Here is a 12,880-nt window from a genome sequence, read left to right as displayed (position 1 = left end):
AGACCGAGGGGAAGTCTACAATGTTTCCCCTAGATCAATGCGATAACCCAGATCGATAACCGATGCTGCTATCTCTTTGCCATTTAACCTGTCTAATAACTCTGTGGCAGCAATTCGACCGATCTCCTTTCTTGGGGTAATAATGCTCGCCAATTTTGGCGTCATGGATTGCCCTATATCATGGCCATGAAACCCTGCAACGCCTATTTGTTCTGGGATCTTGATGCCTTGTCTTTGACACTCAAATATCACCCCCGCAGCCAAATCATCGTTAGTGCAGAAAAAGCTATCCACATAGGGATATTTCGCTAAGGTTTGTTGCAATAACGACGCCCCCAAGGAAAACGATGAAGCCTCATTAGTGGTCATCGTCAAAGGTGTGAGCTTGGCTTCCTGCATCGCTAACTCGTAGCCTCGCATCTTAAGCTGAGTGCGAATATCCATGCGCGCACCTAAGTAAGCAATGTGGCGATAGCCTTGTGCAATCATGGCCTTAACCATTTCGTATGCAGCCGCTGTGTTATCGAAACCCACACACTGTTGAATCGAAGGCGACACACTATCCATCATTTCAATGACCGGAATGCCGGCCGTTTCAATCATTCGCACGGTACGCGGCGTGTGGTAACTTTCGGATAAAAGTAAGCCATCAATATTGTAAGAAAGCAGTGATGCCACCCGCTCCTCTTCCAATTCAGCTTGATATCCGTAGTGAGCCAGCATGGTTTGATAACCTCGTTTGCCGGTAACATTCTCGATACCGCGCAGCACTTCAGCAAACACTTGGTTGGTTAACGACGGCACTAACACGCCAATGGCGCGGCTGGTCGCTTGCGCCAAAATTTCCGGAGCGCGATTAGGTATATAACCTAAGGTTTCTAGCGCGATAGCTATCTTTTCTTGAGTGCTTTGCGCCACCCTTGTTGGATTTTTTAAATAGCGGCTCACCGTCATTTTGGTGATCCCAACTTGATCGGCAACGTCTTGAAGAGTGGGTCTACGCTTTTTATTCATAGTATCTAATGTTAGTTAACAAGCCGCGGGTATGGGTGAGATGTATAGCTAAAATATCGAATATAAACAAATAGTAGACATAAGCATCAGACGAGATTTTATAATAGTTCGCCCTGCGATACCAGTTAGGACTCTTTTATCGCGGCGCCGCTCATTGTAAGCATTTATCGGTAAAGATGATGAGGGGCTGATAACAAAAAGCTCAAGTGCTAGCCCGTATATACATTAACTTATTTCAGACTGAGCTAAGGCAAACATACTGGCAAAATTGTGGCGAAATCAAAAAGGATTGTAAAAAAGGAGAGTATAGCGGGATGATCGTGCTAGCTAGGCCGCTCCAAACTTATGTCTGGAGCGGCCTTTGTATATTATTGTGGTAGCTAAAAGTGATTACTTAGCCTGTTGGCGACCTTGGGATGGCTTACCTGCAGGTTTACCACCACTTTTTGATGGACTTCCACCTTTAGCCTGAGAACCGCTTTTAGCTTGAGCACCTCCCGCCTTAAAACCAGACTGTCCGAAAGGCGCTTTCGCTCCAGGACGGCTCGAATGAGCTCCGCTAGGTTTAGAGCCAGTTGGTTTAGCTCCTGCTGGCTTAGCAGCATTCGCTGCAGGTTTTCCACCTTTTGCGGCCGGTTTTGATTCAGCACCAGCTTGCGCGCCGCCTTTAGCCGCACCTTTAGATTTGCCATCGCCCTTGCGGTCATCAAACTGATTACCCGAGAAGCGCGTAAAGGCTTTTTGGCCTTGGTTGGCATCTTTCATCCACTTAGGTCCGCGCTCATTTCGACCTTCTGGCGGCACTAATTGATGTGGGCTATTGCCGATCAAGTCTTCACGCCCCATGGCAGTTAACCCTTCACGGATCAATGGCCACCCCGCAGGATCGTGATAACGCAGCAATGCTTTGTGCAGACGACGTTGGCGCCCTTTCTTCGGCACTGATACCACTTCACTGGTGTGCTTGACGTTTTTCAGCGAGTTTAACTCGGTATGATAAATCGTGGTCGCATTCGCCATCGGTGACGGATAGAAGTTCTGCACTTGGTCGAGCTTGAACTTACGCTCCTTCAACCACAGCGCTAAGTTCACCATGTCTTCGTCGGTCGTGCCCGGATGCGCCGAAATAAAGTAAGGGATCAAGAACTGCTCTTTGCCCGCTTCCTTAGAAAACTTGTCGAACAATTCTTTAAACTTATCGTAGGCGCCCATGCCGGGTTTCATCATCTTGCTGAGCGGACCTTCTTCGGTATGCTCAGGGGCGATTTTTAAGTAGCCGCCCACATGGTGCTGCACTAACTCTTTAACGTAGGCCGGATCTTCGATCGCCAAGTCGTAACGCACGCCAGAGGCGATCAATACTTTCTTGATGCCAGGTACAGCACGCGCCGCGCGGTACAAGTCGATAGTGTGTTTATGATCTGTGCCTAAGTGGCCGCAAATCGATGGGAACACACAAGAAAGACGGCGACAGGTTTTTTCGGCCTTTTCGCTAGTACAACCTAAACGGTACATGTTGGCGGTAGGGCCGCCTAAATCTGAAATTACCCCAGTAAAGCCTGGCACTTTTTCCTGAATATCTTTGATTTCTTTAACAATCGATTCTTGTGAACGACTCTGAATGATTCGGCCTTCATGCTCGGTAATCGAGCAGAAAGAACAACCACCAAAACAGCCACGCATGATGTTGATAGACGTCTTGATCATGTCATAGGCAGGGATTTTTTCCTTGCCATAGATAGGATGAGGAATGCGCTGATAGGGCAAATCGAATACCGCATCCATCTCATCGGTATTGAGCGGCCATGCGGGCGGATTCACCCAAACGGCGCGATCGCCATGGGGTTGAAATAACGCACGGGCACAACCTGGGTTTTGCTCTTGGTGCAAAATCCGTGAAGCATGGGCATATAAATATTTGTCTTCAGAGACTTTTTCAAACGCTGGCAGCAGCACATAGGTTTTATCCCATGGCTTAGGTTTAGGCGGTTGAACGCTAATTGGCTTAGGGGCTTCGTTATCGAATATCTTCACATCCGACGGGCCAGACAAGTTAGCACAACCCACATCATCGGCGCCGTAAGGATTCGGCAGCGGCTCTATCTTGTGCAGTTGGTCAATCTTGCGCGAGTCCATACCGCGCCATTCGGGCAGCGGCTCTTTACGGATAACCGCTGTGCCGCGCACATCGTGCAACGAGCTAATAGGTTCACCCGCAGCTAAGCGGCGAGCCACTTCAACTAAAGGACGCTCGGCGTTGCCATACATAAGAATGTCGGCCTTGGCATCGAAAATCACACTGCGACGCACTTTGTCCGACCAATAATCGTAATGGGCGATGCGGCGTAAACTGGCTTCAATACCGCCAATGATCACAGGCACATCTTTAAAGGCTTCTTTACAACGCTGAGTGTACACAGTCACGGCGCGATCTGGGCGCTTACCGCCAATATCGCCCGCGGTATAAGCATCGTCAGAACGTAAACGGCGGTCAGCGGTGTAACGGTTGATCATCGAATCCATGTTGCCGGCGGTGACGCCAAAAAACAGGTTCGGGCGGCCCAATTGCATAAAGGCGTCTTTGCTCGACCAATCGGGCTGGGAAATAATACCGACTCGGTAACCTTGGGCCTCTAACATACGGCCGATCACCGCCATGCCAAAGCTTGGGTGATCCACATAAGCGTCGCCTGTGACTATGATAATGTCACAGCTATCCCAGCCAAGCTTATCCATCTCCTTGCGGGACATAGGTAAGAAAGGCGCAGTGCTATCGCCTGTAGCCCAATACTTGGGATGACTAAAGAGTGTGGATTCAACTTGCATCGATTGTGACCCGAAAACGTAATGTCAAATAAAGGCGCCACTGAAAATAAGTTACGCCAATTTAGGGACGCGGAGTATAGCAGGCAATGGTGGATAAGTGCGATTAAAAAAACATCAATCAAGGCGTTTTTCAGGGGTATTTGAGCCTGAAGCCAAATACCCCTAAATCCGCTATGGATATGGCTTGGGGCGGAATTGACCGCCCAAACCGACCAGCCTAGAGACCCTTTCCTAAACCTTGGGCAAAATGCAGCAAATTCACCAGCGCCAAACTGATAATCACTAGCCAAGTGAGCAATACGCCCCAGAAACGCCCAAAATGATAACCCCCTTGGCCTTGGGTTAAGCCGATAGCATGGAGTAGGCGCGCCACTATCCACACAGTCCCAAAGCAATGGAGATAAAATACAGGTAAGCCACCGGCTTCGGCCACCAGCATGAGAATCAATACGATAGGCGCATTTTCGATCAGGTTGACATGGACACGATTCGCTAAGGCGAGCGCATTGTTACCCCCATCGCCTAGGCCGATTTTCTGACCTCGCCTCAATTTCACGACTCGATAAGCCAAAGCGACAATTAATAGCCCTGTGAGGCTAGCGTAAAGACCCGTTACCATCAAAGACATACCTATTATTCCCCTTATCAAAAAGCTGACTATAGCCCGAGCTGCAAAAATTCAGCAATTTATTTGTATTAAGGTTAAAAGCCGTTAACCTTTTATAGACAAGATAGGTTAATATGCGCGCGTTAATCCCTACAACTTTTTATACAGTGAATACCCCGATTGGATAACGACGAGTTTATCGAAAAACGCAGATTTATCATCAAGCTAGGCAAGGCATTGCATAAGTTTGGCACACCCGCTTATCGCCTAGAAACCCACTTACAAACCGTTGCGCGCACCTTAGGTATCGAAGGCTACTTCCTTATCTCGCCAACTTCGATGACCTTCGTTTTACAACACGATACAGATCAAGAATATAACCATGCCGCTCGAGTGAAGCCCGGTGAACTCGATTTAGGTTCACTCGCCCGCACTGATGAATTAGTCGATGAATTAACTTCGGGCAAGCGCACTTTGGCCGAGGCCTTAGACCGCTTAGAAGAAATCGCCAACAAACCCAATCCCTATGGCCCAGTGTTAACTTGTTTTTCATTTGGTACTTCTGCCGCCGCCTTCGCCATGTTAATGGGCACAGGTTGGAACGATGTATTTTGGTCGGGGTTATTAGGCTTATTTGTCTATGGCTTGGTATACCGTGCCGAACGCTCGGCACGCATGGCCGAAGTGCTCGAACCCTTCGCCACCATTCTTTGTGCTATCGCCGCCTGCGGCATAGCGCGCATCGATCCCAACATTAATATCCCAGTGGTGATCCTCTCCTCGATCATTATTTTTATTCCCGGCTTAGCCTTAACCTTAGGTCTGGCCGAACTCGCTGCGCGGGATTTGATTTCCGGCACGGCGCGCATCATGGATGCGATTATGCAATTGTTTAAACTGTACTTTGGTGCAGTGCTCGGCATGGCGATTGGTAAAGCCGTGTTTGGCGAAGCGATTCATATCGAGCCAGAAGGCTTGCCGCGCTGGGCAATTTGGTCGGCGGTGCCGATTTTATCTATGGCATTAGTGTTTATCTTCAAGGCACGGATGCAAGATTCACCTTGGGGCGTATTAGCTGGAATTGTGGCGTTTTTCTCGGCCATGCTCGGCGGACATTATTTTGGTGATTCGGTGGGCATTTTCTTTGGCGCCTTGGCTGTCGGGATTTACTCCAACCTCTTCGCCCGCTGGATGAAAGCTCCCGCCTCCATCGCCCTGTTGCAAGGCATAGTGATCTTAGTGCCCGGCAGTAAAACCTATATCGGACTCAATGCCTTAATCTCAGGTGAGACCATGCTCAATCAATCCCATATTGGCTCGCAAATCTTTTTGATTTTTATGTCGCTGATCGCGGGATTGATTTTTGCCAACGTCGCCGTGCCGCCAAGGCGAACATTGTAACAATTGTGAATTCGGCTGGAACCCACGCCCAGCCGCTACCTCAAGACAATCTTAAGCTAACCTTAAGTAAAATCAGAAACTTATTAAAATGTTTTCTTGACTAGCCTCCACTTTCCATGTGTTATTAAATTGTGAATTGCAGAGTGAAGTTGTTTTCGCTGCAGTCGTCAATTTCATGGGAGTGGCCTTTTATGCAGAAATTCATTCAGTATGCATGCATCCTACCTTGTTGTGTTGGCAGCCTAATCAGTGCTGCCCAAGCAGAAGACACTAAGCTCACCGATCCCGCAACACAGGCTCAAGCAACCAAAAAAGTCAGCAAGATAGTCGTAGTTAACAATCCTATTTTTGATGAATCCGATCCCGATGCTTTTTTCATCCACCGCTGGGCGAACGCTTTACACATCAACACCAAAGAATATGTGGTGCTCGATAAACTGACCTTCGGCGAAAATGATACTGTCGCCCAGAAAGACCTCGACGAATCGCAACGGCTATTACGGGCTGTGCCCTATATCCGCGACGCCAAAATTTATGTCGCCGAAAAAGATCCCCTCGCCGATACCGATCCCACGGTGGAATCCGTTGTCGTCGAAACCTGGGATAACTGGTCATTATTACCCACTGCTAGCCTGAGTAGTTCAGGTGGCGATACTCGTTATTCTTTTGGTGTTAAAGAAGACAACTTACTCGGAACAGGTATCCGCACTCGACTCAAGTACCAGTCCAACGAATCCCGTAATGGCTACAAATTTGCGTTCGAAGCTCCGCTGAGCATTATCGAGCACGGCACGGTTGCCGCCGAGTTTTACGACAATAGCGACGGCCAAGCTAAGCACGTTTATGTGAGCAAGCCTTTCTATTCTCTCGATACCAATACCATGTATTCGGCGGAGTTTTTAGACGATAACCGGATTGATACCCTTAGGCAAAATGGGCAAGAGATAAATGAATTCGAACACACAGTCGACTACCTTAATCTGCAATATGGCTGGTTAATTAATAAGAACAGTGAGCATCTTTCTCGCTTTATTACCGGTGTTACCCAAGACAAACACGAGTTTGCCAATTCAGATCTCTACCCCAATTCGATGCTGCCTCAAGACCGGGACTTTATGTATCCTTGGGTCGCCTACGAGTTTATCCAAGATGATTTCCATGTACTGAATAACGTTCACCTGATCACCAACAACGAAGACTTTAACTTAGGCTGGCATCACTATGTGCAACTCGGCATAGAAACCAACGATATAGGCGACAACAATCCTGTCGGTTACCACGTGAATTGGCAAAGTACTGGCGGCTATAAGTTTGACGACCAACTGTGGCTGCTAGAAATGGGCGGCACTAGCACAATCGGCACAACCCAAAAAGACACTTACAAGATCGATGTCCAAGCCGAATACTTCTATCAAATCAATCCTAAGTGGACAGCCTACGGCAAAGCATGGGCCAGTCTTTCACAGAACACTTATCTGGATCTGACCAAAGGGCTGGGGGATGAAACTGGCGTGCGCGGTTATCCAAACGAATACCAACAAGGGGACAATCAGTGGTTATTGACCGCCGAGATACGTAATTACCCTAACATCAACTTATACCAATTGGCTGAATTGGGCTGGGCAGTCTTTACTGATTTGGGTCAAGCTTCCGGCGGCCAATTTGCCGATAATAATGAAGTCAGCGGTCCACTGGGCAGCATAGGCATAGGCGCACGGATTTATTCCTCTCGCTCCAGCTATGGCAACGTCGCCCATATCGATTTTTCGATTCCTTACACGGGCGGCGAGTCAGTGAACAGTTGGGAATGGCGATTCCTAGTGAAACGCAGTTTTTAGCGGCTGATTTACGAATTGCGAATAAGGTAGGGTGCTGAGTTAAAGCGCATTGATAAGATGTTGATCTACAAAGTCATGCAGGTTAGTCCTACAAAACCAAACGCTAACCGTCCAGAGAATAACTGGGCAGTTAGAGCTTGGTAATCCAACGCAGGCCAAAGGTGCTACGCAGTAGTTTTACAGTACTGTTGTGGCGCAGCTGAAACAGACAGCCAAGGCTAAAACTGACGATTAAACCTGGTGTCGACCCTATAAAATCACGACTGCTTTGCGCTAATTGTCGTTTCCTCATCAGTAACAAATCATGCTGCAACTGGCCTTGTTCCGTCAGCACTGTCAGCTGCAACTGCTGTTTTTTAAGTAACTGTTGAATTAGCATACTCGCGCCCCCTATTTTTGATGTCCCGACTCTCGAGTCGAGAACAAAAGCTGTAATTGCTGCCAAGTCTTCGAAAAGCCCGTTTGTGACAACACATAGCCAAGACTACGCCAACACCAAAGCAATAAAACAAACTGTAGCACCACCAAAGCGCTCACAGTGGCTAATAACGAGCCGCTCAGTTGAAACAGCAAATAGCCCAGCAACAACAAGATACTGCCCCAGAATAGGGTAATACCCGTCCCAAAACAGACAACCAAAGCCGCAGCAACAATCAAGCTGCGACCCGTTAACTGCCATTCTGCTGTTGCGATTTTCCCTGCCAAATTTAACTGATTGATATAGGCTTGCTTCACCGAGCTGCTCAGTGCCGCTATCTCAGCCAATTGCTCAATGGCCTGATCAACCACTTTATTCTGGGCAGCGGATGCTGGCTGCCCAGTGGGTTCAGCATGCTGGACAGGTCTTTGCTCTGGCGCCTCTGACTGTGCACGGTTTTGCATAACCCCACCTTAGCGACGGCGTAACAAGGCCGTCAACACTACACCAGCAGCAAACGCTATCCCGGCGGTGGCCAGAGGATTTTGCGCTGCCAGCTCACGGGTTTTACTGTAAGAGCTTTGCAGTTGCTGTTTGATTTCCTCTTGCTTGTGCGCCAGTGTTTCCTGCGAGCTGGCGGCGGTTTTACGCAAAGTATCCTCTGCAACAGCGGCTTTCTCTGCCACAGCGTCAACGGCATGATGCGTCACTTCGCTGGCTTTCGCTGTGGTTGGCGAATTTAACGCGCCGTTATCTTTACTGTTAGTTTGTTCTGTTACACTTTTTGAACTGGCCATTAGCAGACTCCTTGATGAACCGAGTGCAATGCAACAAAATGCTGCACTTTGCATATAAACCAATGCAATGGCTAAGCCAATTGATATAAACAAATAAAAACAAAAGCTTAGATTAAAATCATTTATATCCTTGCCCTCAGTTAACGGTAGATGTTACCTACATAGGGTAATTTTTACCTGCAGCGAAGGATGATAAAGAGAGCGACAGAACAGAGAACTAAATAGGATATAGATTGGATACGGAAGGGGAATTCAACACTTTGATTTTTAATAATTTAAAAAGTAACGGTCACTTAAAACTGCAATAGTTAAAAAACAAAAAGCCCGTTTGTCATTACGACAAACGGGCTTTCTATTGAATGAGGTGAGTTGGCCGATAAGCCGGGTCCTGTCTTGGACAGTCATTCATCTAGGCCTGCAATCGCTCACAGGCTCAAGCGACCTACCCGGTTCCAACGCGAGCCACGCCATACGGAACCCTATTTGGTCTTGCTCCGGGTGGAGTTTACCTTGCTACGAACTATTGCTAGCCGCACGGTGCGCTCTTACCGCACCCTTTCACCCTTACCGACCTGATAAATCAGGCAGGCGGTCTACTCTCTGTTGCACTTGTCGTCGGTTCACACCGCCCAGGCGTTACCTGGCACCCCGCTCTTTGGAGCCCGGACTTTCCTCCCCGTTCTTACGAACGCGGCGACTGTCTGGCCAACTCGGCGCGGATTATAGCCTAAGCCACCCTGATGCACCACAGATAATCCGCTCGCGGCCGTTTTAGCGCTTATAAATCAGACTCTAGGCCGTATTTATACAAGGCATTCTTTTTAAGTCCATGAATTTGCGCGGCAATTGCAGCGGCTTTCTTCAATGGCAATTCTTCACATAAGAGTTTGAGCGTGTTTATGGCGACCGTGGGAATCGCTTCGTCATCACTCAAATGGTAGCCATGCACCATAAGAACGATTTCGCCCTTCTGCTGATTAGGGTCAGTACTCACTTTAGCGAGCACTTCTGAAACTGGGCCAGATAAAAAGGTTTCGAAGGTTTTCGTCACTTCGCGCGCCATCACCACATGGCGATCACCGCCCAGCACTTCGACCATAGTCGTTAGACTGTGCTCGATGCGGTGTGGTGATTCATAAAATATCAGCGTGCGCGGATCTTCTTTCAGTGCCAATAACTTATCGGCGCGGGCTTTTTCTTTTGAGGGCAGAAAACCTTCAAAAGTAAAACGGTCCGATGGCAAACCAGAGGCGCTTAAGGCAGTAATCGCCGCGCAAGGGCCCGGCAAAGGGATCACATTAAACCCAGATTGGCGCACATGTGAGACTAAGTGGTAACCAGGATCGGAAATCAACGGCGTACCCGCATCGGAAATTAATGCTATCGACTGACCCGCTGCAAGCTGATCCACAATCCACTGGGCACGCGCACGCTCGTTGTGGTCATGCAAGGCCGTCGTTTTAGTGGTAATGCCGAAGTGGCTCAACAACTTACCGCTGTGGCGAGTGTCTTCACAGGCGATCAATGAAACCTGATTCAGCACCTCTATTGCCCGCGAGCTCATATCGCCCAAATTACCTATGGGAGTAGGAACTATGTAGAGTGCGACGCTTTGGTCCATATATACCTCTGTAATGACAGTGCCAAGACTTTCGTCAAGCGCGAGAGAAGGTTAAACTAGAGGCCGCATCTTACCAGAGTGAAGCCCAGTGTTAAAAAGCCTGAATACAACTAAGTTCGTTTCCGTGGCCATTTTATCGGTAATCTTGGCGGGTTGTGGTGTTTCATCGCCCAATTCCACTGGAACAACCGCCACATTGGCTACCTCATTAGCATCCGCACCTTTGGCGGCAAATGTCTATTTGGCGCAAGCGGCCAATAGTAAAGATCCGCAGCAGCGCGATACTAATCTGCTGCTAGCAGCCCATGCCTATATTAATGCCAATGACTATGCCGCAGCGCAGAAGCTACTTAAATCGATACAGCCGAGCTTAACTCAGAGCCCAACATTACTGGCCGAACATAAATACTTAACTGCACGTGTGCTTGAACACACGTCCACCTACAGTGATGCCCTTAAAACCTTAAATTATCCAAGTAATTGGAGCCTGCCAAGCTGGCAGATGACGGCTTATCACCAGTTCAAGGCGCATTTATATCAATTGAATAAACAGCCAATTGAACAAGTACGCGAGTTGAGTTTACTGACAACTTACTTGCCACCCGCCCAAGCCAACGAAGTGAATAACACCATTTGGCAAGTGCTGCAGCCGATGCACGAACAAACCATAAAGACGTTTACGCAAGATGCTAAAAGTCCAGTGTTTGCAGGCTGGTTACAACTGGCTTATATCGCTAAGCATTATGCCGTCGATCCCACCCAGTTAGTGCGCTACTTAGGTGAATGGCAAAAGCAGAACCCTTATCACCCAGCTGCGGCAAAGTTGCCTGCCGATTTAGACAGAGCCCTCAACGCTAAGCCTTTTACACCGAAAAACATTGCAGTGCTGTTGCCGCTGACTGGCCCAAGAGCGAACGCCGCCAATGCGATTCGCCAAGGCATATTAGCCAGCTATATGGCGAAGCAAAACGATAAAGTCGCAGTGAATTTTTACGATACGGCCAACGATGCGGCGAGTGCCTATCAACAGGCGCTGATGGCGGGAGCCGAGTTTATTATTGGCCCATTACTGCCGACTGAAATCGAACAACTGCAAGTGATGAATGCGGCAAATACTGCCGCCACTAATGCAGTGGCCAATGCTGCCAACCCAGACAAAACGGCCAATACGGTTGCAGCGGCTCCTGCTGCGCCTGTACCACAACTCTTTTTGAATCAAGTGGATAAATTCACACCCGATCCAAACAAATTCTACTTTGCGCTATCGCCAGCCCAAGAAGCAGCCGATGCCGCCGAGCATTTATATCAAGATGGCGTCACTATGCCATTGCTGCTCGCCAGCAATGATGCCCTTGGCAAACGTATGGCCGAGAGCTTTATTCAAGCGTGGAAAAAGAAGAGCGATAACGTCGTCGAAGTCTATTACTACGATGGCGGCGACCAAATGAAAACCACAGTGCAAGATGCCCTTGGCGTTCGTGATAGCCAAGCCCGTATCGCACGCATCAAGGAGCTGCTGGGTAACTCAGTGCAGGCTGACTTCCGCTCACGCCAAGATATTGATGCCATTTATATGATTTCAACGCCGCAGGATCTGACTCTGCTCAAGGCCTTTATCGATGTTAACTTCAGCGTGTTCACTCAACCTGTGCCCTTGTATACCTCAAGCCGCAGCCGAGTTGAGAACGAAAGCACACAAACGGCGCAGGATTTAAATAACCTCACCCTCAGCGATGCCCCTTGGCTGATGCAAAACGGCGAAGAAAACCTAATGGTTAACACACTATTTTCGGGCTGGAATAACAGTCAGAAACGTTTGTTTGTTATGGGTTATGATGCGATGGACTTGATCGGACGTTTAGCACAAATGCGCTCATTTACGGGTTACCAATTCAATGGCCGCAGCGGCGCTTTATCGGTTAGCCCAGATGGCATAGTAAACCGCCAATTAAGCTGGGGACGCTACCAAAGAGGCAGCTTCCGCCAGCTATGACACTCGGACAGCAGGCAGAAGCGCACGCACAACGTTACCTTGAACAGCAAGGGTTAACTTTTGTCGAACGTAATGTCCGCTATCCGTTTGGGGAAATTGATTTGATCATGCGCCATAAAAGCCATTGGGTATTTGTTGAAGTGAAGTATCGCTCGGCAACCCAATATGGCGGCGCATTACAGGCTTTAAGCGCGGCGCAAATAACGCGGATTCGCAAAGCGGCCAACCATTATTTGCAACTCAATAGACTCGATGTGCCCTGTCGTTTCGATGTCATCGCCATGGAAGCCGATCAAATTCATTGGCTCGTCGATGCCTTTTAAGCGCCAATAGTGCGAGAGTGGCAACACAAATTATTTTTAACG

Annotated in this window: 11 protein-coding genes and 1 other RNA gene; 4 read left to right on the top strand and 8 right to left on the bottom strand. The window is 48.5% G+C overall.

Going from position 1 to position 12,880, the window contains the following annotated elements:
• Positions 1 to 15: 15 nt before the first annotated feature.
• The 3 genes from gntR to DYH48_RS23155 all read right to left on the bottom strand — a co-directional run bounded on the left by gntR (position 16) and on the right by DYH48_RS23155 (position 4,468).
• Positions 16 to 1,014 (bottom strand): gluconate operon transcriptional repressor GntR, encoded by a 999-nt coding sequence (gene gntR, locus DYH48_RS23165; RefSeq protein ID WP_115336020.1) that lies wholly within the window; start codon positions 1,012 to 1,014, stop codon positions 16 to 18.
• Between the two features lie 390 nt (positions 1,015 to 1,404).
• On the bottom strand, positions 1,405 to 3,840 hold the full coding sequence (locus DYH48_RS23160) for a YgiQ family radical SAM protein (RefSeq protein ID WP_115336019.1): 2,436 nt from the start codon (positions 3,838 to 3,840) through the stop codon (positions 1,405 to 1,407).
• 217 nt (positions 3,841 to 4,057) lie between these two features.
• Entirely contained in the window at positions 4,058 to 4,468 is a 411-nt protein-coding gene (locus DYH48_RS23155; RefSeq protein ID WP_106649122.1) for an MAPEG family protein, read from the bottom strand.
• Between the two features lie 159 nt (positions 4,469 to 4,627).
• Between DYH48_RS23155 and DYH48_RS23150 the strand changes: the two genes are divergently transcribed.
• Both DYH48_RS23150 and DYH48_RS23145 read left to right on the top strand, forming a co-directional pair.
• On the top strand, positions 4,628 to 5,848 hold the full coding sequence (locus tag DYH48_RS23150; protein WP_006083522.1) for a threonine/serine exporter family protein: 1,221 nt from the start codon (positions 4,628 to 4,630) through the stop codon (positions 5,846 to 5,848).
• 191 nt (positions 5,849 to 6,039) lie between these two features.
• Positions 6,040 to 7,686 carry a BamA/TamA family outer membrane protein gene (locus DYH48_RS23145; protein WP_115336018.1) on the top strand — a complete coding sequence of 549 codons (1,647 nt, stop codon included), beginning with the start codon at positions 6,040 to 6,042 and terminating at the stop codon, positions 7,684 to 7,686.
• A 130-nt stretch (positions 7,687 to 7,816) separates the two neighbouring features.
• Here the strand turns inward: DYH48_RS23145 and DYH48_RS23140 are convergent, their stop codons facing one another.
• The 5 genes from DYH48_RS23140 to rsmI all read right to left on the bottom strand — a co-directional run bounded on the left by DYH48_RS23140 (position 7,817) and on the right by rsmI (position 10,522).
• Complete coding sequence (locus DYH48_RS23140; RefSeq protein ID WP_115336017.1) at positions 7,817 to 8,065, bottom strand: hypothetical protein; 249 nt, start codon at positions 8,063 to 8,065, stop codon at positions 7,817 to 7,819.
• Positions 8,066 to 8,076: 11 nt separating this feature from the next.
• Entirely contained in the window at positions 8,077 to 8,568 is a 492-nt protein-coding gene (locus DYH48_RS23135) for a hypothetical protein (RefSeq protein WP_115336016.1), read from the bottom strand.
• 9 nt (positions 8,569 to 8,577) lie between these two features.
• Complete coding sequence (locus DYH48_RS23130; RefSeq protein WP_006083526.1) at positions 8,578 to 8,901, bottom strand: DUF883 C-terminal domain-containing protein; 324 nt, start codon at positions 8,899 to 8,901, stop codon at positions 8,578 to 8,580.
• Between the two features lie 361 nt (positions 8,902 to 9,262).
• An RNA gene (rnpB, locus tag DYH48_RS23125) (RNase P RNA component class A) lies at positions 9,263 to 9,614 on the bottom strand.
• A gap of 65 nt (positions 9,615 to 9,679) precedes the next feature.
• Positions 9,680 to 10,522: a 16S rRNA (cytidine(1402)-2'-O)-methyltransferase gene (gene rsmI, locus DYH48_RS23120; RefSeq protein ID WP_012090476.1), complete on the bottom strand. Its 843-nt coding sequence runs from the start codon at positions 10,520 to 10,522 to the stop codon at positions 9,680 to 9,682.
• A gap of 88 nt (positions 10,523 to 10,610) precedes the next feature.
• Here rsmI and DYH48_RS23115 point away from each other — a divergent pair, with 88 nt between their 5' ends.
• Together DYH48_RS23115 and DYH48_RS23110 are read left to right on the top strand one after the other, a co-directional pair.
• Positions 10,611 to 12,515, top strand: a complete 1,905-nt coding sequence (locus tag DYH48_RS23115) for a penicillin-binding protein activator (RefSeq protein WP_115336015.1) — start codon at positions 10,611 to 10,613, stop codon at positions 12,513 to 12,515.
• Positions 12,512 to 12,838, top strand: a complete 327-nt coding sequence (locus tag DYH48_RS23110) for a YraN family protein (protein WP_006084496.1) — start codon at positions 12,512 to 12,514, stop codon at positions 12,836 to 12,838. Before DYH48_RS23115 ends, DYH48_RS23110 begins: the two co-directional genes overlap by 4 nt.
• The last annotated feature ends 42 nt before the right edge of the window (positions 12,839 to 12,880 follow it).

Source organism: Shewanella baltica (assembly GCF_900456975.1).
Taxonomy (GTDB): Bacteria; Pseudomonadota; Gammaproteobacteria; order Enterobacterales; family Shewanellaceae; genus Shewanella; species Shewanella baltica.
This window is presented reverse-complemented; position numbering and strand designations above follow the sequence as displayed.

Excerpts from the sequence above, each read along its gene's own strand:
- gntR (WP_115336020.1), bottom strand. The coding sequence starts at position 1,014 with ATGAATAAAAAGCGTAGACCCACTCTTCAAGACGTTGCCGATCAAGTT.
- DYH48_RS23160 (WP_115336019.1), bottom strand. The coding sequence starts at position 3,840 with ATGCAAGTTGAATCCACACTCTTTAGTCATCCCAAGTATTGGGCTACA.
- DYH48_RS23155 (WP_106649122.1), bottom strand. The coding sequence starts at position 4,468 with ATGTCTTTGATGGTAACGGGTCTTTACGCTAGCCTCACAGGGCTATTA.
- DYH48_RS23145 (WP_115336018.1), top strand. The coding sequence starts at position 6,040 with ATGCAGAAATTCATTCAGTATGCATGCATCCTACCTTGTTGTGTTGGC.
- DYH48_RS23140 (WP_115336017.1), bottom strand. The coding sequence starts at position 8,065 with ATGCTAATTCAACAGTTACTTAAAAAACAGCAGTTGCAGCTGACAGTG.
- DYH48_RS23135 (WP_115336016.1), bottom strand. The coding sequence starts at position 8,568 with ATGCAAAACCGTGCACAGTCAGAGGCGCCAGAGCAAAGACCTGTCCAG.
- DYH48_RS23130 (WP_006083526.1), bottom strand. The coding sequence starts at position 8,901 with ATGGCCAGTTCAAAAAGTGTAACAGAACAAACTAACAGTAAAGATAAC.
- rsmI (WP_012090476.1), bottom strand. The coding sequence starts at position 10,522 with ATGGACCAAAGCGTCGCACTCTACATAGTTCCTACTCCCATAGGTAAT.
- DYH48_RS23110 (WP_006084496.1), top strand. The coding sequence starts at position 12,512 with ATGACACTCGGACAGCAGGCAGAAGCGCACGCACAACGTTACCTTGAA.